Source organism: Litorisediminivivens sp. KMU-197, from assembly GCF_056858395.1.
In genome coordinates this window covers 630826-656869 of sequence record NZ_JBXEQG010000001.1, presented here as the reverse complement: position 1 = coordinate 656869, position 26044 = coordinate 630826, and the positions used below count along the sequence as shown (strand labels likewise).

At 66.3% G+C, this 26044-nt stretch carries 18 protein-coding genes; 4 read left to right on the top strand and 14 right to left on the bottom strand.

Annotated elements, in window-relative coordinates; translation table 11 throughout:
* Positions 1-26: 26 nt before the first annotated feature.
* The 3 genes from AC04PT_RS03180 to AC04PT_RS03170 form a co-directional block, all read right to left on the bottom strand.
* Entirely contained in the window at positions 27-6065 is a 6039-nt protein-coding gene (locus AC04PT_RS03180) for a Hint domain-containing protein (protein WP_482872050.1), read from the bottom strand.
* 418 nt (positions 6066-6483) lie between these two features.
* Positions 6484-8460, bottom strand: coding sequence for a Hint domain-containing protein (locus AC04PT_RS03175; RefSeq protein ID WP_482872049.1), 1977 nt, complete (start codon positions 8458-8460; stop codon positions 6484-6486).
* Positions 8461-9272: 812 nt separating this feature from the next.
* Positions 9273-9560: an SH3 domain-containing protein gene (locus tag AC04PT_RS03170; protein WP_482872048.1), complete on the bottom strand. Its 288-nt coding sequence runs from the start codon at positions 9558-9560 to the stop codon at positions 9273-9275.
* Positions 9561-9715: 155 nt separating this feature from the next.
* Between AC04PT_RS03170 and AC04PT_RS03165 the strand changes: the two genes are divergently transcribed.
* Positions 9716-12019 (top strand): FdhF/YdeP family oxidoreductase, encoded by a 2304-nt coding sequence (locus AC04PT_RS03165; protein WP_482872047.1) that lies wholly within the window; start codon positions 9716-9718, stop codon positions 12017-12019.
* Positions 12016-12783 (top strand): formate dehydrogenase accessory sulfurtransferase FdhD, encoded by a 768-nt coding sequence (fdhD, locus tag AC04PT_RS03160; protein WP_482872046.1) that lies wholly within the window; start codon positions 12016-12018, stop codon positions 12781-12783. Before AC04PT_RS03165 ends, fdhD begins: the two co-directional genes overlap by 4 nt.
* Before the next feature lie 2 nt (positions 12784-12785).
* Here the strand turns inward: fdhD and ccoS are convergent, their stop codons facing one another.
* The 8 genes from ccoS to ccoN form a co-directional block, all read right to left on the bottom strand.
* Positions 12786-12935: a cbb3-type cytochrome oxidase assembly protein CcoS gene (gene ccoS, locus AC04PT_RS03155; protein WP_482872045.1), complete on the bottom strand. Its 150-nt coding sequence runs from the start codon at positions 12933-12935 to the stop codon at positions 12786-12788.
* Positions 12932-15076, bottom strand: a complete 2145-nt coding sequence (locus tag AC04PT_RS03150) for a heavy metal translocating P-type ATPase (protein ID WP_482872044.1) — start codon at positions 15074-15076, stop codon at positions 12932-12934. Before AC04PT_RS03150 ends, ccoS begins: the two co-directional genes overlap by 4 nt.
* Positions 15073-15525, bottom strand: coding sequence for a FixH family protein (locus AC04PT_RS03145; RefSeq protein ID WP_482872043.1), 453 nt, complete (start codon positions 15523-15525; stop codon positions 15073-15075). The genes AC04PT_RS03150 and AC04PT_RS03145 overlap by 4 nt, the downstream gene beginning before the upstream one ends.
* Complete coding sequence (gene ccoG, locus AC04PT_RS03140) at positions 15522-16949, bottom strand: cytochrome c oxidase accessory protein CcoG (protein WP_482872042.1); 1428 nt, start codon at positions 16947-16949, stop codon at positions 15522-15524. Before ccoG ends, AC04PT_RS03145 begins: the two co-directional genes overlap by 4 nt.
* A gap of 102 nt (positions 16950-17051) precedes the next feature.
* The gene (gene ccoP / locus AC04PT_RS03135) at positions 17052-17918 is read right to left on the bottom strand and encodes a cytochrome-c oxidase, cbb3-type subunit III (RefSeq protein WP_482872041.1); all 867 of its coding nucleotides are present in this window, start codon (positions 17916-17918) and stop codon (positions 17052-17054) included.
* Positions 17915-18109: a cbb3-type cytochrome c oxidase subunit 3 gene (locus AC04PT_RS03130; protein WP_482872040.1), complete on the bottom strand. Its 195-nt coding sequence runs from the start codon at positions 18107-18109 to the stop codon at positions 17915-17917. The genes ccoP and AC04PT_RS03130 overlap by 4 nt, the downstream gene beginning before the upstream one ends.
* 10 nt (positions 18110-18119) lie before the next feature.
* Positions 18120-18944 (bottom strand): cytochrome-c oxidase, cbb3-type subunit II, encoded by an 825-nt coding sequence (ccoO, locus tag AC04PT_RS03125; RefSeq protein ID WP_482872039.1) that lies wholly within the window; start codon positions 18942-18944, stop codon positions 18120-18122.
* 13 nt (positions 18945-18957) lie between these two features.
* A complete protein-coding gene (ccoN, locus tag AC04PT_RS03120) occupies positions 18958-20559 on the bottom strand; it encodes a cytochrome-c oxidase, cbb3-type subunit I (protein ID WP_482872037.1) in 1602 nt (533 codons plus the stop codon).
* A 144-nt stretch (positions 20560-20703) separates the two neighbouring features.
* Here ccoN and AC04PT_RS03115 point away from each other — a divergent pair, with 144 nt between their 5' ends.
* Positions 20704-21543, top strand: coding sequence for a universal stress protein (locus AC04PT_RS03115; RefSeq protein WP_482872036.1), 840 nt, complete (start codon positions 20704-20706; stop codon positions 21541-21543).
* Between the two features lie 9 nt (positions 21544-21552).
* Here AC04PT_RS03115 and fnrL read toward each other — a convergent pair whose 3' ends face one another.
* The 3 genes from fnrL to AC04PT_RS03100 form a co-directional block, all read right to left on the bottom strand.
* The gene (gene fnrL / locus AC04PT_RS03110; protein WP_482872035.1) at positions 21553-22278 is read right to left on the bottom strand and encodes a transcriptional regulator FnrL; all 726 of its coding nucleotides are present in this window, start codon (positions 22276-22278) and stop codon (positions 21553-21555) included.
* Positions 22279-22379: 101 nt separating this feature from the next.
* On the bottom strand, positions 22380-23639 hold the full coding sequence (locus tag AC04PT_RS03105) for an ABC transporter substrate-binding protein (protein ID WP_482872033.1): 1260 nt from the start codon (positions 23637-23639) through the stop codon (positions 22380-22382).
* A gap of 5 nt (positions 23640-23644) precedes the next feature.
* Positions 23645-25513, bottom strand: a complete 1869-nt coding sequence (locus AC04PT_RS03100) for an SUMF1/EgtB/PvdO family nonheme iron enzyme (protein ID WP_482872032.1) — start codon at positions 25511-25513, stop codon at positions 23645-23647.
* A gap of 319 nt (positions 25514-25832) precedes the next feature.
* Here AC04PT_RS03100 and AC04PT_RS03095 point away from each other — a divergent pair, with 319 nt between their 5' ends.
* A complete protein-coding gene (locus AC04PT_RS03095; protein WP_482872031.1) occupies positions 25833-26024 on the top strand; it encodes a hypothetical protein in 192 nt (63 codons plus the stop codon).
* Positions 26025-26044: the final 20 nt, after the last annotated feature.

Sequence of the window (26044 nt, the reverse complement as noted above, 5' to 3'; positions counted from 1 at the left end):
ACGACAACTCGTCAACAACAACCATATCAACTCGTCAACAACACCTGCACCTGATGCCCTTTCAACGTGGTCCGGGCCGCGGGATAGACCTCGTGAAGGTTTTCCCGTCCCTCCAGTTCGGGGAACAGCGTCAACAATTCGTCGCGCTGGTCGCGGTCGAGCGCCGCCAGCGTCATGTCACCGGGCTGGAAGCTCTCTGACCAGATGCCATCACTCAGCACGACCTCATGCTGATCGAACAGGATGTGGATATAGGTCACGTCCTGGTCTGCCCCATCGACCTCGGCACCATCGAGACAGGTCAGGTGTTTCGCCGCGACCAGAACCTCCTCTTCGCCGAACCACAGCTGCGTCGCGGCATTGCCGATCAGGACCCGGTGCTGCGGCGACACCTTCATGTCGCGTTCGGGCATGTCCGGTCCCAATGCGCCGCGGGCGATCGCAACCGGACGCAGCTTGGGGCACTCCGCCAGTTCCGCCGCCTTCAACCGGCGCACCCCGACCCAACGGATCGGCTGGTAGCCATTGTCGCGCGTCAGCACGCGGTCGTTCACGCGCAGCCGCTCGACGGCCACTTCACCGCGCGCGGTCTTGATCTGCGTGCCCGGCGTGAAACAGGGGATGTAGTTGATGGTCTCGATGTCGGTGAAGCTCAGCGATGCCCCGTCAATCCAGGTGACGGTGCCGTTTTCGCTGTTCAGCGGATCGAAGGTAATCACCGCCGGGCCGCGGATTTCCAGTGTGTCGTTGTCCACCCCGGTCGAGCCGCCGTCGATCACATCACCGCGCCCGCCGACGATATAGTCGGCATCCGCACCGCCCAGAATGGTGTCGGCGCCGCTGCCGCCGCGCAGGCTGTCGTTCCCGGCGCCGCCGTCGATCGTCATGCCGATGTTGCCGCCGCCGCCCTGGACCGTGTCGTCACCCGCGCCCAGTTCCAGCGCCTCGATCTCGGTGAAGGTCGCGCTGCCGCTGCCGGTAGTGACGGTGCCGGCCTCGTTGCCGGTCAGGGTGACTGTGGCGCCCAGAGCGTCGGTCAGGCCCAGTGTATCCTGATCGGTGCCGGTGCTGCCGCCGTCAATGACATCGACGCCTTCCGAGGGGTTCAGCGTGATCCTGTCCTGATCGGCCCCGCCCTGGATAACGTCGTTTCCGGCACCGCCCTCCAGCGTGTCCGCACCTATCCCGCCGTCAAGCGTGTCGTCGCCTGCCCCGCCGCTCAGGCTGTCGGCTGCTTCGCCACCGCTCAAAAGGTCCGCACCGGCGCCACCGTCCAGCGTGTCGGCGCCGTCCTGACCGGCCAGGGTATCGTTGTCGGCCCCGCCGGTAATCAGGTCGGCGCCCGCGCCACCGAGGATACTGTCGTTGCCGGCGCCGCCGTCCAGCGTGTCGTTGCCGAAACCGCCGTCAATGTCGTCATTGCCAAGTCCCGCGACAACGCTGTCGTCACCGAGGCCCGCGCGGATGATGTCGTCCTGCGGCGCCTCGCCGGGCAGATGCGCGTCGCCGCCGTCGACAACGTCCGTGTCTTCGTCGATCCAGCTGCCCGCGACGATGGTGTCATTGCCGGCCGTGCCGGTCAGGATCCCGTCCGTGGGGATGCCCGCCGCGACCAGCCAGGCCGGATCGCCGGCTGCGGCGGGGGCGACCCCCACAAGTGTCAGGCTCTCGCCACCGGGGAAAGTCAGTACCGCGTTGCCGAAGCCGTCGTCGCTGACCACCACGTCGCCGACATGCACCGGCGTGACACCGCCGTCCGAAGTCAGCCCGCTGACGTCAAGCTGGTCGCCGCCGGTGTAGGTGCCATCGCCCACCGGCGTCGGTCCGGTGAAACCGGCCACGCGGTCCGCGCCCGAGCCATCCGCCAGCACCAGCGTATCGGTGCCGCCGCCCAGCGTGATCGTCTCGATCTGAGAGAAGGTGGTGGTCGCGGTGCCGTCGCTGACGGTGCCCGCTTCGGGATCGACGCCGGTCAGGTCGACCGTCAGATCCTCGGTCACGCCCGACAGGTCGAGCGTGTCGCCCGCCGTCTCTGCGGTCTCGCCGCCGATGACGGTCGCGTTGCCGGTGATATCGCTGAAGACAAAGGTATCGTCGCCCGCACCGCCGCTCAGGCTGTCGTTGCCCGCGTCGGCCGTCAGCGTGTCGTTGCCCGTGCCACCGTCGAGCGTGTCGTTGCCCGCCCCGCCGGCCAGCACATCCGCGCCGTCGCCACCCGAAATCTGGTCGTTCTCGGTGCCGCCGTCGATGGTGTCGTTGCCCGAGCCCCCGTCGAGCGTGTCGGCACCCGCACCGCCGGCCAGCACATCCGCGCCGTCGCCGCCCGAAATCTGGTCGTTCTCGGTGCCGCCGTCGATGGTATCGCTGCCCGTACCGCCCAGGATCACGTCGGCGCCGGCCCCGCCCGAGATCAGGTCGTTGTCGGCGCCGCCGTCGATGGTGTCGGCCGCCAGCCCACCGTCGATGGTGTCATCGCCGGCATAGCCCATGATGGTGTCGGCAAGCCCGTCGCTGCCGTCAATCTGGTCGCCCTGGCTGTCGACATAGGTGGTGCCCATGGCGTCGGCCCCGGTGGTGCCGTCGACGATCAGGTTCGACGGAATGCCGATCGCAATGAGGAAACCGTGATCCGCCGCCGTTGCAGGGGCGATCCCCACCAGCGTCAGGCTCTCGCCGCCGGGGAAGTTCAGCACCGCGTTGCCGAAGCCGTCGTCGCTCACCACCACGTCGAGCACGTTGACCGGAGTCGTGCCGCCGTCCGAGGTCAGCGCGCTCACGTCCAGCACGTCGTTGCCGGTCAGAGAGCCGTCGCCGTTCACCGTCGGCGCCGAAAAACCCTGAACGATGTCGGCGCCGCCCAGATCGGCCAGCGCGATGGTGTCGTTACCGCCGCCAAGAACGATGTTCTCGATATCGGTGAAGGTGGCCGTGCTGGTGCCGTCGCTGAAGCTGCCGTTCTCGGGGTTCACGTCACTCAGGTCGACACGCAGGCCGGTGGTGGTGGCGCTCAGGTCCAGGGTGTCGCCCAGCGTCTCGTTCGGTGCATCACCGTCGATGGTGTCGTTGCCGAAGCCGTCCTCGATGACGAAGGTGTCGTCGCCGAACCCGCCCCAGAGACTGTCCGCGCCGGCACCACCGTGCAATTCGTCCGCACCGAAGGAGCCGCGCAGGTAATCCTGCCCGTCACCGCCATGCAGGGTATCGTCGCCGGTGTTGCCGAACAGCGTGTCGTTTTCGCTGCCGCCGAAGAGCAGGTCGTTCTCGCTGCCACCGTCGAGCGAATCCGCACCGGCGCCGCCCATCAGCGTATCCGCGCCCTCGTCGCCGAACAGGCTGTCGTTGCCGGTGCCGCCGGTCAGGCTGTCGGCCTCGGTGCCGCCCCGCAGGGTGTCGGCGCCCGTGCCGCCGTCGATGGTGTCCGCCCCCTGCCCGCCCAAGAGCGAGTCCGTGTCGTCGCCGCCGAGGATCAGGTCGTTGCCCAGCCCACCGTCGATATCGTCGTTGCCGGTGCCGCCGACAAGGGTGTCCGCGCCCGCCCCGCCGAGAATCGAATCGTTGCCGGTCCCGCCGGACAGGCTGTCGCCGCCGTCGCCCCCGAGGATGGTGTCGGAACCGAGACCGCCAAAGATGGTGTCCGAGCCCTGCCCGCCCAGCAGCGAATCGTTGTCGGCATCGCCGAAGATCAGGTCATTGCCCGCACCGCCTTCGACGGTGTCCGAGCCGGTGCCCGCATGGACGGTATCCGCGCCATCCCCGGCCAGCACGCTGTCGTTGCCACCATAGGCCTCGATCGAATCGTCGTTGTTGACCAACAGGTTGTCGGCCGCGTCGATCAGGTCGCCCTCGGGATCGCCAAGATAGCCGCCGTCGATCGTGTCGGCGCCGGCGGTGCCTTCGACGATGAAGTCGCGGCCCGGCGGGATGCCGATGTGCACCAGTTCGGCGAAGCTGTCGACCTGCGCCGGCGCGACACCGATCAGGGTAAGCGTCTCGCCGCCCGGAAAGGTCAGCACCGCGTTGCCCAGACCGTCGTCGGTGACCACCACGTCATCGGCGGTGACCGGCGTCACGCCATCGGTGGTCATGCCCGAGACATCGACCTGGTCGCGGGTATAACCGTCGCCCCGGTCGGTCATGTCGAAGCCTTCGACCCTGTCCGCGCCCGATCCGTCCGCCAGCACCACGGTATCCTGCCCGGCCCCCAGCGTGATGTTCTCGATCTCGCTGAAGGTGGCGGTGTCGGTGCCCGCCGAGACGGTGCCTGCCTCCGGGTCCGCGCCGCTCAGGTCGACGGTGACGCCAGTGGTGTTGCCCGACAGATCGAGCGTGTCGCCCAGCGTCTCGCCGGTCTCGCCGCCGATGATGGTGTCGTTGCCAAAGCTGTCGCCCAGCCGGATCACGTCGTCGCCGCTGCCGCCTTCGACGCTGTCAGCGCCGGTGCCGCCATCCAGGGTGTCATCGCCGACACCGCCGACAAGATGATCGTTGTCCGCACCGCCCGACAGGCTGTCATTGCCGCTGCCGCCCAAGATGGTGTCGGCGCCTGCGCCGCCCTCCATGGTGTCGCTGCCGCCGCTGTTGACCTCGGTCACCACCGGCGTGCTCAGTTCCGCGCCGTTGAAGCCATAGGCCGCACCGTTCTCGACCGCGCCGAGGGTGAAGTTCAGCTGCGACTGATCGGTGAACAGGCCGGTCATCCACGCCGGTTGGTCGGCGGCCCCGTTGCCCTGCGTGCCGGTGCCGGTGATGCCGTCCGGCCCGGTCACGACGTTCAGCGACGAGGCGGTGTCGAGCGCATAGCCGTTGAAGTTGCTGGGATCGAGCGTGACGAATTCGGCGCCTGCGCCGGCGTTGTCATCGATGTCGATGATGTTGGCCGCGCCGCTGACCACCAGCGGCTCGAGCGTGTTGCCGTTCAGGAACTCAACCGTGAAGGAAACCGATTCCCCGGCCATCCCCGGGTTGCCATTGCCGTCGATCAGGATCGGGCCGTTGGAGGTGTTGTAGTTCAGCGTGACCGTCAGCCCGGGATCGGTGATTTCGGTGACCGTCAGCCGGATCACCACCGGATCGCCGTTGGCCATGTTGCCGGCGTTGTCATAGATCACGCTGTCGCCGACCTGCGCGTCTGTCAGGTCGCCGGTGTTCGATCCCGCGCGGATATTGCCCGCCGTCATCAGGATCGAGCCGATATCGTCCGATCCCGTGCCGATCGCGCCGCCGGTGCTGTCACCATGCATCAGGTCAGCGCCGTCGCCGCCAGCCATGCTGTCGTCGCCACCACCACCATGCAGCGTGTCGGCCTCCAGCCCACCGTCGATGGTGTCGAGCCCGTCTCCGCCCAGGATCTCGTCGGTCCCGGCATCGCCATTCAGTTGGTCGTTGCCGGCGCCGCCGTCGATCGTATCGTTGCCCGCGCCTCCGGAAACAACGTCGTCGCCATCGCCGCCATCGAGGGAATCGTTGCCGGCACCGCCGTCGATCGTATCGTTGCCCGCATCGCCCGAAATCTCGTCAGCGCCCGCGCCGCCCATCAGGCTATCGGCACCGTCGCCACCGTAAAGCGTGTCGTCGCCGGTTCCGCCGTCAACGGTGTCGTCACCGGCTTGGGCAAAGACCACATCGGCCTCCAGCCCGGCATTCACGCTGTCGTTGCCGGCGCCTGCAAGGATGGTGTCCTCGTGACCCAGCGCACCGCTGCCATCGCCGCCGTCGACCACCTGGCCATCCGGATCCACATAGCTGGCGTCGATCACGTCCGCCAGATCGGTGCCGTTGAGGAACAGATCGCCGCTGTTCGGTGGCGTGGAGGCTACCGATGCCGTGCCGGCGGTGACGTCCCAACGGTCGGGCACGAAGAACACCTGACCGGAGGTCGCGAGGTAGAAGGTGCCGCCGTCGTTGATGTTGTTGTAGTTCTGGCCATTGCCGGCCCAGGTGCCCGACCATGTCCAGGACCCGGCTCCCAGAACGGAATGGATCGTGAAGTTCGACGCCGGAATCCCGATCGCGTCGTTCACGTCTAGGGAGTTGTCTCCCAAGTTGACCAGATAACCGCTTGGCATGTTTGCCCCTGATTCTCGTTGACCTGCTCGTCACGGCGTCATCGCGCCTTGATCTTTATCGCGAGAATTTTAGGCGAAAACGGTTCAAAATAAGGCCCGTGGTGGGGTAGAGGCTTTGATCCAAAGCGATTTTAGGGTGACGTTGCGGCAGTTCACGTCAGGCTGCACCTGCAGCCAACGCATAAAGGGATAACTCAACCTAAATTATAAACTACCCTTTGGTATACTGCTTCAAGAAACAACGCTGACGAGAGATTGTGGCGCAAATCGGGCAGGTCTGGGTCTTTTGCGTGTCAACACCGTGGCATCGCGCAGGCACACGCATAAAGCCAGGGACAGTTTCCCGTCCCTGGCTTCATTGTCCGCCGGGCGCCAAGTCTGCCGGCCGGCGAGCTGCATATGCCGGATGGTCTGGCGCTCAGCGCGCCAGAAGCTTGGCTTCGTGTTTCTTCAGCGAACGGCGCGCCGCGGTGTAGTCGCGGATGCCCTCTTCCGTCTCCAGCTCTGGGAACAGCTCGTAGATCTCCGCCTTCGACTTCTCGCCCATGCCCTGCATCGTCATGTCGCCGGGCTGGAAGCTTTCGGTCCATGCGCCGTTCGACAGGACGACCTCGTGCTGGTCGAACATGAAGTGGATATAGGTCACCCCGAGGGTGCCCACCTCATCGACGCCATCGAGATGCGTCAGGTGCTTGGCCGCAACCAGAACCTCGCGCTCCTCGAAGTAGAGCTGCGCCTTTTCACTGGTCATCAGAACGCGGTGCTGCGGGCTGACCAGAATGTCCTGCTCAGGCAGGTTGTCACCGAGGCTGCCAGCCTGGATCAGGATCGGACGCAGGTGCGGCGCGCGCGCCAGCCTGTGACCGGTCAGTTCCGTGGCGCCCAGCCAGCGGATTTCCTGCAGGCCATTGTCGCGGGTGATGACCCGGTCGCCCTCTTGCAGATCCTCGATCAGCCGTTCGCCGGTGGGCGTCGCGATCGTCGTTCCGGGCGTGAAGCACGGGATGACGTTCTCGATGTCCTCGAAGGTCGAGGTGCCCAAAAGCGTGCCGGTGTCGTCGAAATACTCGACGAAGCCGTCTTCGCGGTCGGCCGAGGTATAGGTCACCGAAAGCGAACCGCCCGCAGGAGCCGAGCCGGTCAGGTCCAGCGTGTCGTAGTCATTGGGCAGGCCGTCCGGGCCATCGCCCGCCGGGCCGTCACCGCCGTCGACGCTGTCACCGACGTTCGAGCCGACGATGGTGTCGCGCCCGTCGCCGCCGAAGATGGTATCGGCGCCTTCGCCGCCTTCCAGCAGGTCTTCGTCGATGCCGCCGTCCAGCACGTCGTCGCCGGCGCCGCCGATCAGCGTGTCGTCGTCGTCGCCGCCGAACACGGTGTCGTTGCCGTCACCGGCATCGACAAAGTCGCGGTCGTTGTCCTGCACCGGGTCCGTCGCGTCGGGCTCGTTGTTGAAGTCCGTCGCACTGGTCTGCGCGCTGGCGTCGATGCTGTCGTCGCCCGCGCCACCGGTGATGGTGTCCGAACCGTGACCGCCGATGATGCTGTCCGCGCCGTCGCCGCCGTCGACAAGGTCATCGTCGATGCCGGCGTCGATGGTGTCGTTGCCGGTGCCACCGTCGATGGTGTCGCTGTCGTCGCCGGTCATGATGCTGTCGTTGCCGGCACCACCGCTGACATGGTCGCGACCGTCGTCGGTATTGGGGTCCGAGGTGATGGACCCGATCGGCAGGTTCGGATCGTCGCCCTCGTAGTCCGAGAAGGTGTCGAAGCCGGCAATGATCGTGTCGTCGCCGTCGCCGCCGTCGATGGTGTCGGCGCCCTGGATGTCCTCGATCAGGTCATTGCCTTCGCCACCGCTGACAAGGTCATCATCGATGCCCGAGTAGATGACGTCATCGCCTTCGCCGCCGTCGATAGTGTCGCGGTCGTCGCCGGTCCTGATGGTGTCGTTGCCGAGGCCGCCGTCAACGCTGTCACGGTCGTTCTCGGGATCGGGATCGACCGGAACGCCGGGAAATGTCTCGCGGTCGATGGCCGGATCGTGGCCGCTGGTATCGATCTCGTCGTTGCCTTCGCCGCCGAGGATGGTGTCATTGCCGTCACCCGATTTCAGCGTGTCGTGGCCTTCGCCACCGTCGACAAAGTCGTCGCCGTCACCCGCAAGGACGCTGTCGTTGCCTTCGTAGGCCTCGATGATATCGTCCTCGGAATCCGCCGGATCGTCCGAAAAGATGTTGTCGGAATTGTCGACCATATCGCCTTCGGGGTCGCCGGTATAGCTGACGTCAATCGTGTCGTCGCCACTGGTGCCTTCGACGATGCCGTCAAGTTCCGAAGGGGGCGGACCGCCGCCGTCGCTCTGGTTCGATACGTTGTTTCTGGTAATGGGCACGTTACCAACGCCTCCCCTCGTAATAGCTGTTACATTTGGGCTCGATGTACGCAGATTGTCCGCGGCCGCCGGTTTTTGCCTCTGCGCCTGGCCGTTCCAATTGGCCTTCGAGAGTTCTCAAGTCTGGCATCCACGATCCCTTCACGTTCCACCTTCGGACGGTCCCGGGCATGGTTTCACCCCGGTCGCGCGCCGCCTTGCGTTTCATGTTGTACGGGCTCGATATGGCCGGACGGGACTTGTGCTGCGGGCAAGTCTTACCCGGCAGCGGCCAGCGTCACCTTGCGGCGAAGCCAATCACATTCCATCCGTCTTGCGACGTACAACGGTTCAGCGGCCGCCCCCGTGGCCAGCAGATTTTCACCCCCCAGTGGGCAGTTGAGAGAATATGGCGGGCTTCGCCTTAAACAAAGGAGAAATTGTCTGAAAAAAGTCCACATCGCGTTCGCAAACAGATACTTACGGGTATTGCGTAGCGGTTAAATCAACCTATGGATGTTCCTTCGATCAAGGGGCATATGCTGACTAACCCATTGTATGAAAACAATTATACCATTGGATATCCAGTCTGAATCCAATACCCTGGTACACACTTCGTGAAATCAGGCACATGGATCGGGAAGGCTGACATTGTGGTTAAAATCGGGCAAGCGCTGTTTGTCTTAGAGAACCAATCGGCAGGCATCCTCTGAATTGGCCACCCGTTGGCGACACACCAAGGGCTTTGCTCGATTCGACTGCCCCGGTCTTGCCGCAATTGGTGCCGCAGGGGCAGCACGCCCCCGCCGCCGGCCGCGCGGCGCACCTCCGGCTCAGCGTGCAGTAAGGTAGTCCGCCGCCACGTAGCCGGTCATTCCCGGCGCATCGGCAAGCGACACCCGGCACCAAAGCTGCCCCAGCTCGGTCACGCAATCCCGCCGCACCACTTCCGTGCCCTCGGGCAGTCCGAGGATCGTCCTGAATTCCAATCCCGGCCCGGCCCTCAGCTTCAGGAAGTCGTCCTCGCCAACGCGGTCCACGACCGAGCGGCTGCCGCCGACGCCGCCGCACCCAGCGACGAGAAGAACTGCGAAAAGGCTGGGAAGGATGATCCGGCGCATGTCTGACCCCGTTGGCATTATTGCCGCCTGTTTCGCAGACCGGCGTGGGCAAGAAAAGCCAAAACACCGGCAGAGGCGCGCTGTTGCCAAGCCGCCACCGGAACACCCCAGTCGCTTCACCAGTTGAGCTTGCAAGGATCCGACAGGAGGGCTCCATGGCCGACAGACCCCGACACCCGCAGCACAACAAGACCGGACAAGACCCCGACACGCCGCATTACGAAAGCGCGACCGGAGGCTGGGGGTCCCTGCACGGCGTAACCCGCATCTTCGGCGAGGCGAAACCCTCGGCCGTCGCGCTGAAGATCCTGTCGACGCAAAACAAACCCGGCGGCATGATGTGCACGTCCTGTGCCTGGGCCAAGCCGGCCAAGCCCCATACCTTCGAATTCTGCGAAAACGGCGCCAAGGCCACGCTTTGGGAACTCGACAAGAACCGCGCCGACCGCGACTTCTTTGCCAGCCACACCCTGACCGAGCTGAAGACATGGCATGACCACGACCTCGAAAAGGCCGGTCGCCTGACCGAGCCGATGAAGTACGACGCCGCCACCGACCGCTATCGCCCGGTCAGCTGGGACGCGGCCTTTGCCGACATCGGCCAACAGCTTCAGGCCATCGACCCCGATGAGGCGGTGTTCTACTCTTCCGGCCACGCCGGGCTTGAAGCGTCATATCTCTACGCGCTGTTTGCCCGCGCCTTGGGCCATCAGAACCTGCCGCAGTCGTCCAACATGTGTCACGAGACGACCAGCGTGAACCTGCAGACCTACATCGGCACCCCGGTGGGCACCTGCACGCTGGAAGATTTCGACCATTGCGATGCGATCTTCTTCTTCGGCCAGAACACCGGCACCAATGCGCCGCGCTTCCTGCATACCCTCAAGGCCGCCGTCGAGCGCGGCTGCCGGATCGTCACCTTCAATCCCATTCGTGAACGCGGCCTGATCGAGTTCGTCGATCCGCAGAACCCGGTACAGATGACCGTCGGCAAACCGACGCGGATCTCCGAGAAATACTTTCAGGTCCGTCCCGGCGGCGACGTCGCCGCGCTCGCCGGCCTCATCAAATGCGTGTCGCAGGCCGAAGACGCGGCCCCAGGCACCGTCATTGACCGCGCCTTCATAGAGGCCGAGACCGAAGGCTACGACGCGATGATCGCGGCTGTCCGTGATACACCGTGGGATGAGATCGAGCGGAACTCCGGTCTGAGCCGCGCCATGATCGAGGAAGCTGCCGAAATCTACCTGTCCGCCGACCGCGCCATCGGCATCTACGGCATGGGCCTCACCCAGCATGTCAACGGCTGGCTCAACCTCGGGATGCTCTGCAACCTGCTGCTGATGCGCGGCAACATGGGCAAGACAGGCGCCGGCATCTCGCCGGTGCGCGGCCATTCCAACGTGCAGGGCCAACGCACCGTCGGCATCGGCGAGAAATCCGCCCACATGCCCGCCGACAAGCTCAGCCAGATGTTCGACATCAACGCCCCCACCAAGGACGGCCTGAACGCCGTCAAGGCCTGCGAAGGCATCCTGAACGGCTCTGTCAAGGCGATGATCCTGCTCGGCGGCAACCTCGTCCGGGCCCTGCCCGACCGCACCCGGATGGAAGAGGCCTGGCCCTCCCTGCCCCTCACCGTCTGCATCGCCACCAAGCTGAACCGCACCCACCTTGTGCCCGGCCGGACGGGCTATTTGCTGCCCTGCCTTGGCCGAACCGACACGGACATCCAGGAAACGGGTCCGCAGGCGGTGACCATGGAAGATTCGCTCTCGCACATCTACGCCTCTCTCGGTGAGGCCGAGCCCCCCAGCGATCATTGCCGGTCCGAACTGGCCATCATCGCGGGCATCGCCAAGGCCACCTTGCCACCCAACCCAAAGCTGCAATGGGATGCCTGGACGGCCAATTACGACATTGTCCGCGAACTGATCGCCGAGACCTTTCCCGACGATTTCGCCGACTTCAACGAACGCATGTTCGAACCCGGCGGCTTCTATCGCGGCAACCCGGCCCGCCACCGCCAATGGCAGACCGACAGCGGCAAGGCCCAGTTCACCACCCCGACCACGCTCTCGGCGCTAGGCGAGGCACCCGCCGGTGACCGTACCATGACCCTCGTCACCCTGCGCTCGAACGACCAGTTCAACACCACGATCTACGGCTTCTCCGACCGCCTTCGCGGGCTTGAGGGCAGCCGCATGATCGTCCTGATGAACCGCGACGAGATTGCCCGTCTCGGCCTGGAGGATGGCCAGAAAGTCAGCCTTAGCTGCGCCATAGACGACGGCCACCGCCGCCGCGTCGACGGTCTCACACTCACTGCCTACGACCTGCCTGCCGGCTGTGTCGCGGGGTACTTCCCCGAGCTCAATCCCCTGGTTCCGCTGGCCTATCACGAAAAGAATTCGCAGACCCCGGCCTACAAGGGCACCCCGGTGGAGGTGATCGCATGACCCTTTACACACCCCTCACCGCGCCGCTGCCGCTGGTGCAGGAGGCCCCGGTCGCCATTGTCTGCAACGCCACGACGTTGGCCGTCATGATGGCCACTCCGCGCAACCTGCACGACTTTGCCACCGGCTTCGCCCTCACCGAAGGCATCGCCACCACACTTGACGAGATCGAAGACCTCGAGATCGTCGAACATGACGAAGGCTTCGAGGCCCGGTTCTGGCTGCGCGGCCCTGCCGCCGCCCGCATCGCCCAACGCCAGCGGTCGATGATCGGCCCCGTCGGCTGCGGCCTGTGCGGCATCGACAGCCTCGCCAAGGTCGCTCGCCGCCTGCCCCGTCTGCCTGACGGCCCCCTTCGCCTGTCCCGCGCCGAAGCCTGCGCCGCCCCCGACCTGCTTCGCGCCCACCAGCCCGAGCACGACCGCACCCACGCCAGCCATGCCGCCGGATTCCTGCAACCGGGCGCCGGCATCGTGCTGGCGCGGGAAGACGTCGGCCGGCATAACGCCCTCGACAAGCTCGCGGGCGCGATCTCGGGCGCGGGGCTGGACCCCGCCACCGGCGCGCTTGTGCTGACGTCGCGCGTCTCCACCGAGATGGTACAGAAGGCCGCTGCCCTTGGCGTCCCGGTGGTCATCGCCGTCTCGGCGGCCACCGATTATGCCGTACGTCTGGCGCAGGAGTGCAACCTCACCCTCGTGACCCGCACCCGCAACGGCCGCTGCGAGGTCCTGACCGCCCCGAACCGGCTGCACCTCGGCTGATCTCACTCAGGCGGATCATCCCTGCCCAGGATCCGCCAGGCATCGCCCTCGAGGTCCTCGTACTGGTTGGCCCGTATCGTCCAGAGAAACGCCGCCAGCCCCAGACCTCCGAGGATCAGCGACACCGGCACCAACACCACCAAAACATTCATCGTCCCGGTCCCCGCATTGCGTTCAACACCACCGTGATCGACGACGTCGACATCGCCAGCGCCGCCATCAGCGGGGTCGCCAGCCCGGCCAGTGCCAGCGGAATGGCGATCATGTTGTAGCCTGCCGCGATGGCGAAATTCTCGCGCATCCGCCGCCGGGCCGCCCGCGCCGTCCGTATGGCCAGCGGCAGCAGCGCCATGTCCTCGCGCACCAGCACCACATCCGCCGCCGCGCGCGAGGCATCGAGCGCCGAGGCCGGCGCCAGCGAGGCATGCGCCGCCGCCAGCGCCGCCGTGTCGTTCAGCCCGTCGCCGATCATCAGCACCCGCGCGCCGTGCTCGGCCAGCCGTTCCAGATAGGCGATCTTGTCTTCCGGCTGCATCGCCGCCGCGACGGTCGCGATCCCCAGCCGCCGCGCGACCTCTGCCGCCGCCTCCGGACGGTCGCCGCTCAGCAGGTGGACCGGCAGGCCCAGACGCTGCAGGTCGGCCACCGCCTGCGCGGCCCCCGGCCGCAGGTGTTCGTCGATCCGCAGCGCACGCACTGTGCCGTCGCCCAGCCGGAACGCGGTGCCGTCACCGTCACCGCCAACCCAATCCGAACGCCCCAGCCGCGCCACCTGACCGTTACACACACCTTCCACTCCGCGTCCCGCGACCTCGCGCACACCCGTGATCGGGGTGCTGACCGGCAGCGCCGCTGCCAAGGCCCGCGCCACCGGGTGATCCGACGCCCCGGCCAGCGCCGCAAGCGCCGTCTGCTCGTCGTCACTCAACTCCGACAGGTCCAGTGCGGCCTGCCCGATGGTCAGCGTTCCGGTCTTGTCGAACACCACGGTGTCGATTTCGCCCAGCCGCTCTAGCGCCGTGTCGTGCCGCAGCAGAAAACCCGCGCGATAGAGCCGTCCGGCCGCCGCCGTGGACACCGCGGGCACCGCCAGCCCGAGGGCACAGGGACATGTGATGATCAGAACCGCCACCGCCACGTTCAGCGACAGCCGCGCATCCCCCGTGGCCCAGACCCAGCCTGCGAAGGCAAACAGGGCCAGCAGGTGCACCACCGGCGCATAGATCGCCGCCGCCCGGTCGGCCAGCGCCGTATAACGGTTGCGCGCCGTCTCGGCCCGCTCCACCAGCGCCGCCAGACGCCGTAGCGTGGTGTCTTCGCCCGCTGCCGTCACCTCGACCGTCACCTGACTGTCGAGCACGATCTCACCGGCCTTCAGCGGCGCGCCCGCCGCCACCGCGACCGGCGCGCTCTCGCCCGTCAGCAGGCTGCGATCCACCCGCGCCATGCCTTCGCGAAGCACCCCGTCCGCCGCCAGCCGCTCGCCGGCGCGCAGCCGCAACAGGTCGCCCGGCTGCAAGTCCGCCGGGCGGGCCAGCACCGGCCCCCCGGCCTCGAGCCGCGTCACCCGCCGCGTCTCAAGCGCCGTCAGTTCCGACGCTGCAGAGCGCGCCGCCCTCCGGGTCAGGTGATCGAGATAGCGCCCTGCAAGCAGAAAGAAGGTCAGCGACAGCGCCGCGTCGAACCAGGCGTGGTGCCCGCCGGCCGCGACCTCGTAAAGCGACATCCCCGAGGCCAGCAGGATCGCCAGACTGATCGGCACGTCCATGTTCAGCCGCCGGGCCGATAGCGCCCGCCACGCCGACCGGAAGAACGGCTGCGCCGCGAACGCCACCGCCGGCAGGGCAATCGCTGCCGAAATCCAGTGAAACATCTCCCGCGTCGCATCGGTCGCCCCCGACCAGACCGCGACGCTCAGCAACATCACGTTCATCATCGCGAAGCCCGAGACCGCGAGGCTGGTCAGCAGCCTGCGCCCCTCCGGATCGGCCTCTGCGTCCAGCAAATCGCCGTCCAACTCCTGCGCCGCATAGCCTTGGGCCTGCAATGCTGCGATGGCTGCCTCCGGGTCCACGCGGCCCGCGACCGTCACCTGCTTGCGGCCAAAGTTCGCCCGCGCACCCAACGCGCCGGGCAGCCCGGCCAGGGCGGTCTCAACCGTCGTCAGGCAGGCCGCGCAACGCATCTCCGGCACCGACAGCACCAGCTTGTCGCCGGCTTCCGCAACCTCGGACCGCGTCCAGCCGCCGCCTTGCACGGCGACGCATCCGGGACAAGCGGCGAGGCTCGTCATGGCGCCACCCGCAGGGCAAACCGGCGCCGGAACCGGGTGCCGTCCGCGGCCTCGGCCACCAGACGCAGGTTCCAGTTGCCCGGCGCAAGCTCGACCGGCGCGACAAAGCCATCGCCGTCGAAGCGGAAGGCCGGTTCCATGTCGGCTGCCACATGCGTCGCCCGCCCGAGCGCCGCGCTGACGATCCTCGGCTGCACCGGTCCGACGTCGTCGCGGAAACTCAGGTGCAACCGCCCCTCTTCCGCCCGGACCGCCACCGACCAGCCCAGGCCCTCTTGCGCCGCACGATCTGCGTCGAAGCTCTGGCTGGCGACATAGGTGTTCGCGGTTTCCAGCCCCGGAAAGGTCGCCACGGCCTTGACCGCGAGAGTCAGGTTGACCGCAATGATCGTGCCGAAGGCCAGCACGAAGCCCGCCAGCACATGCCAGCCTCGAATTTCACCCGTCATCGCACTTCCTTTCCATGAAACGTGGTCTCGCGCGAGGTCCGCGCGCCCTCGGCGGTGGCCGCCCACAGCCTGACATCACTGGTGGCGCGCACCGCGGCCTCGGATCCGGCCGGCGCCGTCACATAGGCCCGCACCTGAAGCATGTCGTCCGCTGGCACCGTGACGGTGGTCACGTCCGCCGGTGCCCCCTCCAGCGCGAGCCTCAGCCCCGGCGCAGCAAGGGACAGCATCACCTCGGTGGCCGCACCGGTCTGGTTCCTGAGCCGCAGCACGTAGGTGTTGCGGATCGCGCCGTCCGACAGGGTGACGAAGGTGGGGTTGCGCACCGGGGCCACGCTCAGCCCAAGGTCCGACCGCACGAAAAGCGCCACCAGCAGGCCGACGCCGACCAGCGCCCAGAGCCCGGTATAGATCAGCGTCCGCGGCCGGAACACGTGCCGCGCCAGCGACGGCACCGGCCGGCCGGCGCGCTCGTCGGCCTCGTCCGCCAGCGCAAGATAGTCGATCAGCCCGCGCGGCTTGCCGATCTTGCCCATCACCTCGTCGCAAGCGTCGATGCAGAGCGCGCAGGTGATGCACTCCATCTGCTGGCCGTCGCGGATGTCGATGCCGGTCGGGCAGACGTTGACGCAGGCCATGCAGTCGATGCAGTCGCCCAGAGCTTCCGCACCCTTGGCCTTGCGGTGCTTGCCACGCGGCTCGCCGCGCCAGTCGCGATAGGCCACGGTCAGCGACCGGTCGTCCATCATCGCGCCCTGGATACGCGGCCAGGGGCACATGTAGATGCAGACCTGTTCGCGCATGAAACCGCCCAGCACGAAGGTCGTCGCGGTCAGCACGCCGATGGTGGTCCATGCGATCGGCGGCGCCTGCAAGGTCAGCAGGTCCCGCGCCAGCGTCGGTGCATCGGTGAAATAGAACACCCAGGCGCCACCGGTCGCCGCGGCGATCAGCAGCCAGGCCGTCCATTTCGTCACCCGCAGCCGCCACTTCTTCGCCGACCATGGCGCGTTCCACAGCCGCACCCGGGCGTTGCGGTCGCCTTCGATCCAGCGCTCGACCAGCATGAACAGGTCGGTCCAGACCGTCTGCGGGCAGGCATAACCGCACCACACCCGCCCCAGCGCCGAGGTGAACAGGAACAGCCCGAAGCCTGCCATGATCAGCAGCCCGGCCACGAAATAGAACTCGTGCGGCCAGATCTCGATCCAGAAGAAATAGAACCGCCGCCCGGCCAGATCGACCAGCACTGCCTGGTCCGGCAGGTCCGGCCCCCGGTCCCAGCGCAGCCACGGAGTCAGATAGTAGATCGCGAGCGTCACGCCCATGATCCACCACTTCAGCCGCCGGAAACGGCCCGAGACACGGCGCGGAAAGATCGGCTCATGCGCCGCGAAAAGAGATGGGGTTTCGGTCTGGCTCACCCGAGGCGCTCCGATGCTGTGGTCAGGGATTGTCTAGGCCGCACGGCGGGCGCCTGCCTTGATACAGGTCAAGCGCCCGCCTCCGTTTTTCCGACGCGGCCTTTATTCGCCGCCGCCGAGCGCGTGCACATAGGCGGCGACGGCATTGACGTCCGCCGCCTGCAGCCGCCCACCCCAAGGGGGCATCACGCCGAACCGCGCCGCGCGCACACTGTGCTCAATCGCCTCGGCCGAGCCGCCGTAAAGCCAGATGGCATCGCCCAGGTCCGGCGCGCCCAGCTCGGTCATGCCGCGCCCGGCCTCGCCGTGGCAAGCGGCACAATTGTCGGCGAAGACCTGCGCACCCAGAGCTATGTCAGCGCCCTCGGGCGCGTCCCCGCTCAGCCCCTGCACATGCGCGACCACCGAAGAAATTTCGGCGTCGCTCAGCATCTCGTCGTAGGCCGGCATCTCCGACCAGCGGGCGTCCGGATCGGTGTCCGTGCGGATGCCGTGCCGCACCGTCCAGGCAATCGCTTCGATGTCGCCGCCCCAGAGCCAGTCGTCGTCCAGCAGGTTGGGATACCCGACCGCGCCTGCCGCGCCCGCGCCGTGGCACTGCGAACAGTTTGTGCGGAACACTGCCGCGCCCCGCGCGACGGCATAGCGGTGCAGATCGGCGTTGTCCGGCAGTTCCGCCAGTTCGGCACCCGCAAGAGCCTCGGTCAGATCGGCATTCTTGGCCTCGTGCGCGGCAATGGCCTCGGCCACCTCGGCGCGGGTGGAATAGCCCATCACCCCGGCGGTCGCCTGGTTGATCAGCGGCCAGGCCGGATAGGCGATGGTGTAGATCACCCCCCACAGGATGGTGGCGTAAAAGGTCCAGAGCCACCAGCGCGGCAGGGGATTGTTCAGTTCCTCGATCCCGTCCCAGGTGTGGCCGGTGGTGCCGGGACCCTCGGTCTCGGCCGTCTTCTTGTGATCGCTCATGTGTCTTGCTCCGATTGGGTCTCGCCCGGGGCGCCTGCCTCGTCATGGCGGAACGGAATGGCCGCGGTGTCGCGATGGGTCGGGCCGCTGCCCGGGCGGAACGCCCAGACCACGACCCCCAGAAAGAACAGCGTCAGCGCCAGAAGCATCCAGCTGTCGGCGAAGGCGCGCAGCAGGGTATAGGTTTCCATCACACCCTCCTCAGCGGCTCGCGTCGGCGACGAAGGTCGAGAAATCGACCAGCGTGCCAAGCATCTGCATGTAGGCGATCAGCGCATCCATCTCGGTGATCCCCGGCGCGCCGTCGAAATTCGACACCACCGCGCCCGGATAGCGCGCCACCAGCCCGTCCCAGTCGCTGTCGGGATCGGCCTGCGCCCGGAAGTCCGCCACCGCCTCGGTCATCATCTCGTCACTGTAGGGCACGCCCACCGCGCGATGCGCCGCCAGCAGGTCGGGGATGTGATCGGCCTCGATCGGCGTTTCGGCCAGGAAGGCATAGCCGGGCATCACCGACTCGGGCACCACCGACTGCGGGTCGATCATGTGCTCGACATGCCAGGCGTCGGAATAACGCCCGCCGACCCGGGCCAGATCCGGCCCGGTGCGCTTCGACCCCCATTGGAACGGATGGTCGTACATCGACTCGGCGGCCAGCGAATAGGGTCCGTAACGCTCCCATTCATCGCGCATCGGGCGGATCATCTGGCTATGGCAGGTGTAGCACCCCTCGCGGACATAGACCTCTCGGCCGGCCAGTTCGAGCGGCGAATAGGGCCGCACGCCCTCGACCTTCTCGACCGTGTTCTCGAGGTAGAACAGCGGCGCGATCTCGACGATGCCGCCGATGGTGACCACCAGGAACGAGAAGACCAGCAGAAGCGTCGGGCTCTTCTCGAGGATGTGGTGGCGCTGGATCAGCGAGGTGTGATGCGGCAACTCGTTGGGGATCTCGCCGGGGAAGTCCTTCAGCGTGCTCACCAGCGGATCGTTCTCCGGCTTCGGAACCTTGGGATTGTCGGCCATGCTCGTAGTCTCCTTATTCGGCGGCGACCGGCAGGGGCGCGTTGGCACGCTGCCCGCTGCGGATCGTCATCCACATGTTCCAGATCATGATGATGGCCCCGGCCAGGTAGAGGATGCCCCCCAGCCCGCGCACGATGTACATCGGCAGCTTGGCGGCGACGGTGTCGGCGAAGCTGTGCACCAGGAAGCCCTGGTCATCGACCTCGCGCCACATCAGCCCTTCCATGATGCCGGTCACCCACATCGAGGCCGCGTAGAGCACGATGCCCAGCGTCGCGAGCCAGAAGTGCCAGTTGATCGCCGCCATCGAATGCATCTGCACCCGGCCCCAGAGCTTGGGCGTCAGGTAGTAGATGCAGGCGAAGGTGATCAGCCCGTTCCAGCCCAGCGCGCCCGAATGCACGTGGCCGATGGTCCAGTCGGTGTAGTGGCTCAGCGCATTGACCGCGCGGATCGACATCACCGGGCCTTCGAAGGTCGACATGCCGTAGAACGCAAGGCTCATCACGAACATGCGGATGATCGGATCGGTGCGGATCTTGTCCCATGCCCCTTGCAGGGTCATCAAGCCGTTGATCATGCCGCCCCAGCTGGGCATCCACAGGATCACGCTGAACACCATGCCCAGAGTCGAGGCCCAGTCGGGCAGCGCGGTATAGTGCAGGTGGTGCGGACCGGCCCAGATATACAGGAAGATCAGCGCCCAGAAGTGGATGATGCTCAGCTTGTAGCTGTAGATCGGGCGACCGGCCTGCTTCGGCACGAAATAGTACATCATGCCCAGAAACCCGGCTGTCAGGAAGAAGCCCACAGCGTTGTGGCCGTACCACCACTGGGTCATCGCGTCCTGCACGCCGGCGAAAAGCGGCACCGACTTCGACCCCCAGATCGACACCGGCACCGCGAGGTTGTTGACGATGTGCAGCATCGCCACGGTCACGATGAACGCCAGGTAGAACCAGTTGGCGACGTAGATATGCGGCTCGCGACGGCGGAAGATGGTGCCGAGGAACACCGCGAGGTAGGCCACCCAGACGATCGTCAGCCAGATGTCGATGTACCATTCCGGCTCGGCGTATTCCTTCGACTGGGTGGCGCCCAGAAGATAGCCGGTCGCGGCCAGCACGATGAACAGCTGGTAGCCCCAGAACACGAACCACGCGAGGTTGCCGCCCCAGAGCCTTGCGGCGCTAGTGCGCTGCACCACGTAGAACGAGGTGGCGATCAGCGCGTTGCCGCCAAAGGCGAAGACCACGGCGCTGGTGTGCAAGGGCCGCAGCCTGCCGAAGTTGGCATAGGGCTGCGCCCAGTCGAAATTGAGCACCGGAAAGGCCAGCTGGAAGGCGATAAAAGTGCCCACAAGAAAGCCCGCGATGCCCCAGAAGGCGGTGGCGATTACCCCCGCCCGGATCACCCCGTCGTCATAGCCGGGCGTGCCCGACGGCGCGCTGCGCGGCTCGTCCGCACCGCGCAGCACCCAGAGGAAAAGCCCGCCCGCAACGGCAAGCACGATCAGCGCGTGTACCTGATAGGCAAGGTCACGCCCGAAGTTTGCGGCAATGGCCGCGAGAAGCGCGATCAGCGCGAGCGCGGCAAGTTTCACATAATCCATCATCAGCTCATCCGTTGCAGTCGCGCACCCTCGGTCCGCAATTGCCCCGCTTATTGCATCGCCGCAGAAGCCCGACCTTGATCCACGTCAAATCGCACCGGCGCGCTCTGTGGCAGGGTCGCGGCATATCCAGACCGGAGAACAGCCATGGACTATCCCTCAATCGCCACCTTCGTCTCCGTCGAAAGCCTTCTCGGAGACGCATTCGAAGCCGCCGTCACCCAGGCGGTACGCACCGACGCCCACCTGAGGGTGATCGCCCCCGGCATCGACCAGACCGATCCGGGCTTTTATTACGCGGGCGCCAATGCGGTGCTGCTGCGCGAGAACGCCGATCAGGCCAAGGCCGAGGGCGCGGTGCTGCGCGATGCCATCCACCGGCGGCTCGAGGGCGAAACCCTGCGCTGGGAACTTGCCGATCATGTGGTGCAAGCGCCGGGCCTCGGCCGCTACATCGCCGAACAGACGCGGTTCTGCGATCTGTTCGTTCTGGCTGCGCCCTATGCGCCCGCCGAGACCGTCCACAGTGTCACCGCGCTGGAAGCCGGGCTGTTCGAAGCCTCGGCCCCCACGCTGGTGGTTCCCGAAACCGTCACCGTACGCATGCCGCCCGAGCGCATCCTGATCGGCTGGAACGAAAGCGACGAGGCGCTCCGCGCGACCCGTGCCGCCCTGCCGTTGCTGCGCCAGACCAAGCTGGCCGAGATCGTCATCGTCGATCCGCCCAAGCACGGCCCCGGCAGATCGGACCCCGGCGGCGCGCTGGCCAGCTACCTGTCACGGCATGGCGTGCAGGCCGAAGTGTCTGTTCTGGCAAGGACGGAATCGAGCGTGGCCGACATCCTGATCCGGCGCGCGGCGGAAACCGGTGCCGGGATGATCGTCATGGGCGCCTATGGCCACACCCGGATGCGCGAAGCCATCGTCGGCGGCGCCACCCGCCACATGCTGGAACGCGCACCGCTGCCGGTGCTCATGGCGCACTGACCGCGGGGATCAGTCGATCAGCGCGTCCTCGCCGGCCTCGGCCGCCAGCCGCGTGTGGCTCAGAACCTCGACGCCACGGTTGCCATGCAGCCGGATCACCCCGTCGCGCTTCAATGCCGAGATCTGACGGCTGACCGTCTCGATGGTCAGCCCGAGGTAATCGGCCATCGTCTCGCGCGTCAGTGGCATCTCCATCACCGTCGCGCCGACCTCGCCCCCCGGCAACTGGCTGCGCCGCGTCAGCATCCGCAGGAAGGTGGCGATCTTCTCGCGCGCGGTCTTGCGCCCCAGAAGCAGCATCCATTCGCGGGCCGCATCCAGCTCGTCCAGCGTCATCTCGAGCAGCCGGCGGCTGATGCCGTGCGAGGTCTCGATCAGTGTCTCGAACGGCCGCCGCGCAAAACAGCACAGGGTGACATCGGTCACCGCCACCACATCATAGGGCGCCCGGTCCCGCCCCGGCCTGCCGATGAAATCCGATGGCAGCAGCAGCCCCACCAGTTGCGTCCGCCCATCCTCGAGCGACTGGCTGATCGAGGCCACCCCGCGCACCAGCGAGGCCACGTTCTCAAGCCGGTCGCCGCGCCACAGGATGGTCTGTCCGGCCTCGACATTGCGGTAGTATTTCATTGATTCCAGCCGGGCGAACTCATCCGCGTCGCACCGGGCACAGACCGCCCGGTGGCGGATAGGACAATCGCTGCAGGTCGGGCTTCTGGAAAGATCAAGGGTCACTCGTTGCTCTCCGCACCAGGGGTATGCCTCATCTTAATCGGAACGACACAATACACCCACCAAAAATCACACATCGCGTTATGGCAATACATACCCCAACGTCACCAGCCGCGCCGTTCCAGCCGTTCCATCTGTTCCTGAAGCTCATCGAATGCCGGCTGCGGGTCATCCGCATCCCCGGCCAGATAGTCGTGCACCGCCTGCGACCAGACGTTCGACACGTAGATGTAACTGCCCTTCAGCTTGGCATTGGGCCGGTTCGCCGCCTGCTGGAGCCCGCCGAAGATCACTTGGAAAAACTCGGATATGCTGCGCACGTCCGGATCGGCGTATAGCGCCGGCCGCGTCGGGTTCTGGCTCTGGAACAGGGCGCGCTGCAATTGCTCGTCCTTGCTGGTCATGAACAGCGCGAGATCGGCGGCAATCTCGGGGTGCGCGCTTCGTTTCGACACGCCCAAATACCAGCCGCCGTGGGTGCCGCCCGCGCCCGCCGGTCCGGTCAGCATCGTGGTCACACCGACCTTGCCCTTGAGCGGGCTGTCGGATTTCTGCGACAGCGCCCAGGCGTATGGCCAGTTGCGCATGAACAGCGCCTTGCCCTGCTGGAAGAACTGCCGCGCGCGTTCGTTGTTCATCTCGACCACCTCGGGCGGCGTGATCTCCCCGATCCAGCCCTTGACGCGGCGCAGGGTCGCCAGCGCCTCGGCGTCGTTCACCCGCACCTTGCCGTCGGCGTCGATGATCGGTTGCCCGCCCATCGCCACCAGCCATTCCAGCGCGTTGCAGGTCAGCCCCTCACCCGGCGTCGCCTCGAAGACATAGCCCCAGAAATCCCTGTTGGACTTGCGCTCCGCGGCCTGCACCCGCGCGGCGATGGCCTCCATCTCGTCATAGGTGCGCGGCACCGGCTCGCCGTATTTTTCCAGCAGATCGGTGCGGTAATAGAACAGCCCCACCCCGCTCCACAGCGGCAGCGCCTTCAGCCCGCCCTCGAAGGTGGCATTCTCGATCAGCCGCGCGAAATGCCGATCCTCCGCGCCATCGCTGTAGGGAGCGACGTCGACGAGGTATTGCTCAACCAGATTGATCCAGATCGCGTCGATCTTGACCACGTCCAGCGCCTCTGCCGGGTTGGGCTGGGCCAGTTTCAGTCGGAAGAAATCAAGCTGGTCGTTGGTCTTCTTGGGCACCTGCACCAGCCGGACGGTGTGGCCGGTCTTCTTTTCCCAGCGGTCGATGCTCTGCTGGCAGATGTTGTAGGTCGACCCCTCGGTGCCGCACGACAGGGTGATCTCGACCGCCGCCACCGGGGCGGCCAGCAGCGCCGTCAGCAGCAGCACGAAAAGGCGCATGCGGGTCATGAGGGTCAGTTCTCCTGTTGCGTGACGCGGACCACGCGAAAGCCTATGGAATCGGACCGCAGTTCGGGTTTCTCCCAGTTGCGGTTCGAGGTGCTGAGCGAGGTCAGCGGATCGCTCCAGCCGCCACCGCGCACGGCGCGGGCATCGCAGCCTGCGCTGTCCGGGGTCAGCGCCCGCTCGGCGGCGGCCTCGGGCGTGGGCTCATAGCAGTTCTCCATCCACTCCCAGACATTGCCCAGCAGGTGATGAAGACCGAAGCGGTCGGGCTCCAGCGCGCGCACGGGTACCACGCCGGGGCCGAGCGCATCCGTGCAACTGAAATTCCGCCAGCTGAACGGCGATCCGAGGTCGGCGATATTGACCATCTCGCAGACGTTCCGGCCGCCGATGATCTGCTCCATGTCCATGTTGAAATGGAACGCCTCGGCGAAGTACTCGAACTCGATCTCGGTCATCAGCCGATAGCTGTGCCCGGTGGTGTCGGTCAGCCAGCGGGCATAGGCCTTGGCATCGGTCCAACTGACACAGACAGCCGGCAGGTCGTCCCCCTGCGGTGTGTCCGCACGGCGTGAGCCCCCGAACAGCAGGGAATCGTTGTCAGGGGTGATCAGGCAGGCGTCGGGCCAGTCGTGACCGGTGGCGTCGACAAACCGTTGAAATTCGGCCTGAGTGGTCTCGGTCACCGCCACCGCGATGGGCGTGCTCAGCGCCAGCCGCTGGGCGGGGCGCTCGTCGGACTGGCCGCGCAGAATGGTCTCGGGGGTGCCGAACAGCACCTCGGTTCCCCGGATCTCGACCAGCTCCGGGCAGGCGTCGCAATCGCGCAAGGTGCCCAGAATCTCCGGCGGTCCGGGCTCGGCGAAGAAGGCGGCAATCTGGCGCTCGCGTTCTTCCGCCTCGCGCGCCTCGCGCTCGGCCTTCGCCGCCAGATCCTCGGCCTTGCGGCGCGCGGCCTCCTCGGCTTCGCGCAGCGCGGCGGCGCGCTGGTTGGCCTCCTGCAGGTGACGGCTTTGCGGGAAACGCGCCGCGAAACGCTCGAACACCACCGGATCGTCGCTGGTCGAAATCCACTCCCACATGTCTTCGTCCCCGATTGCGTCGGCATCCGGGTCGGGCAGCGGCGCCGCCGCCAGCACCACCTCGTCAACCAGCGAAGAGTTCTCCCACGGGACCTGCCGGCCGTCGGTGATGTCCAGCACCTCGCGACGGACCTTGATCATGGTGCGGCTGATCGAATCCCCGGGCGTACCAAGGTGCCGGGCCAGCGCCACCGCGAAGGGGCTGTTGCCCTCCAGCACACCGGGAACCCGGTCCAGCGCCACGTTGCCCGGCGCCGCCGCGAACGAGATCATCGTGTTGCGGTCCGCCGTCACCCGCGCCAGCCCGCGGGTCGAGGCGTCGCTGCCACGGGTCTGGTCGAAGGGATTGTTGCGGCAGGCGTCGAGAAACAGCAGCGAGGTCTTGCTGGCGGTGTTGAGCCGGTCGGTCACCACGTCGAGGTCAAGTGCCTCCATGCTGAGGAATTCCCGCGACTCTAGTGTGGCATCGATGGGCAGCAGATAATTGCGACCGTCCACCTGCACGCCGTGACCCGCGTAATAGAAGGCACCGGTCTCGCTGCCCTCCAGCAGTTTCTGAAACTCGCCCAGCGTGCGAATGAAGCCGCGCCGGTCAAGATCGGTGCGCAGCATCACCTCGAAGCCCACCGCCTCCATCCGGGCGGCCACCAGCGCCGCGTCCCGGGCCGGGTTGTCCAGATAAGGTATCCCCGAGTAGGAGCTGTTGCCCACCACAAGCGCGACCCGCTTGCCCGGCATGTCGCTTGCCTGCGCCAGCGCCGCGCCCGTCAGGACCAGCAAGGCGGCAAGTGACATCAGAAAAGTTCTGGCTGTGACCATGGCGGTGACGGATTTCTGCCAAGCGGCGATAAATCGATGCGGATGCAATGCACGCCATGCCCGAAGAACACCAAGACACCAGCGCCTTTTCATTGTGCCGCAAAAACCTCGTCACGGCAAATCCCGCGATTTACCGGAAAAACCAAAGTCTTCGCCGGCACAAACCAGTTGTGCGATTGCGAGACCCGCCCTATAGTCACTTCACGATTAGTTGTACTCACGTCATGCGCATGGTTGCCTTCAGGGCGTATTTCCCGGCGCTTCATCCGTCTCTTCTGTCAAGATTGGTATCACCGTGAAGAACAAGATTTTCAACTTTGCCTCCTCCGCTTTCGCCATGGTCGCCCTTGTGGGTTGCAGCACCTCTGACGGCGCCAGACCGCAATATTGCGAACCCGGCTCATCCGAACGCTGCCCCTATATCAAGGACGCCCCGATGGCGGGCGAACGTACCGTGATCGTTCCGCGCGCGGGTCGGGAATACTGAAGCTCAGCCTGAAACTGCCA

Bases quoted from the DNA above. Each gene is read 5' to 3' on its own strand.
- AC04PT_RS03180 (WP_482872050.1), bottom strand. From the start codon at position 6,065: ATGCCAAGCGGTTATCTGGTCAACTTGGGAGACAACTCCCTAGACGTG.
- AC04PT_RS03170 (WP_482872048.1), bottom strand. From the start codon at position 9,560: ATGCGCCGGATCATCCTTCCCAGCCTTTTCGCAGTTCTTCTCGTCGCT.
- AC04PT_RS03165 (WP_482872047.1), top strand. From the start codon at position 9,716: ATGGCCGACAGACCCCGACACCCGCAGCACAACAAGACCGGACAAGAC.
- fdhD (WP_482872046.1), top strand. From the start codon at position 12,016: ATGACCCTTTACACACCCCTCACCGCGCCGCTGCCGCTGGTGCAGGAG.
- ccoS (WP_482872045.1), bottom strand. From the start codon at position 12,935: ATGAATGTTTTGGTGGTGTTGGTGCCGGTGTCGCTGATCCTCGGAGGT.
- AC04PT_RS03150 (WP_482872044.1), bottom strand. From the start codon at position 15,076: ATGACGAGCCTCGCCGCTTGTCCCGGATGCGTCGCCGTGCAAGGCGGC.
- AC04PT_RS03145 (WP_482872043.1), bottom strand. From the start codon at position 15,525: ATGACGGGTGAAATTCGAGGCTGGCATGTGCTGGCGGGCTTCGTGCTG.
- ccoP (WP_482872041.1), bottom strand. From the start codon at position 17,918: ATGAGCGATCACAAGAAGACGGCCGAGACCGAGGGTCCCGGCACCACC.
- AC04PT_RS03130 (WP_482872040.1), bottom strand. From the start codon at position 18,109: ATGGAAACCTATACCCTGCTGCGCGCCTTCGCCGACAGCTGGATGCTT.
- ccoO (WP_482872039.1), bottom strand. From the start codon at position 18,944: ATGGCCGACAATCCCAAGGTTCCGAAGCCGGAGAACGATCCGCTGGTG.
- ccoN (WP_482872037.1), bottom strand. From the start codon at position 20,559: ATGATGGATTATGTGAAACTTGCCGCGCTCGCGCTGATCGCGCTTCTC.
- AC04PT_RS03115 (WP_482872036.1), top strand. From the start codon at position 20,704: ATGGACTATCCCTCAATCGCCACCTTCGTCTCCGTCGAAAGCCTTCTC.
- AC04PT_RS03105 (WP_482872033.1), bottom strand. From the start codon at position 23,639: ATGACCCGCATGCGCCTTTTCGTGCTGCTGCTGACGGCGCTGCTGGCC.
- AC04PT_RS03100 (WP_482872032.1), bottom strand. From the start codon at position 25,513: ATGTCACTTGCCGCCTTGCTGGTCCTGACGGGCGCGGCGCTGGCGCAG.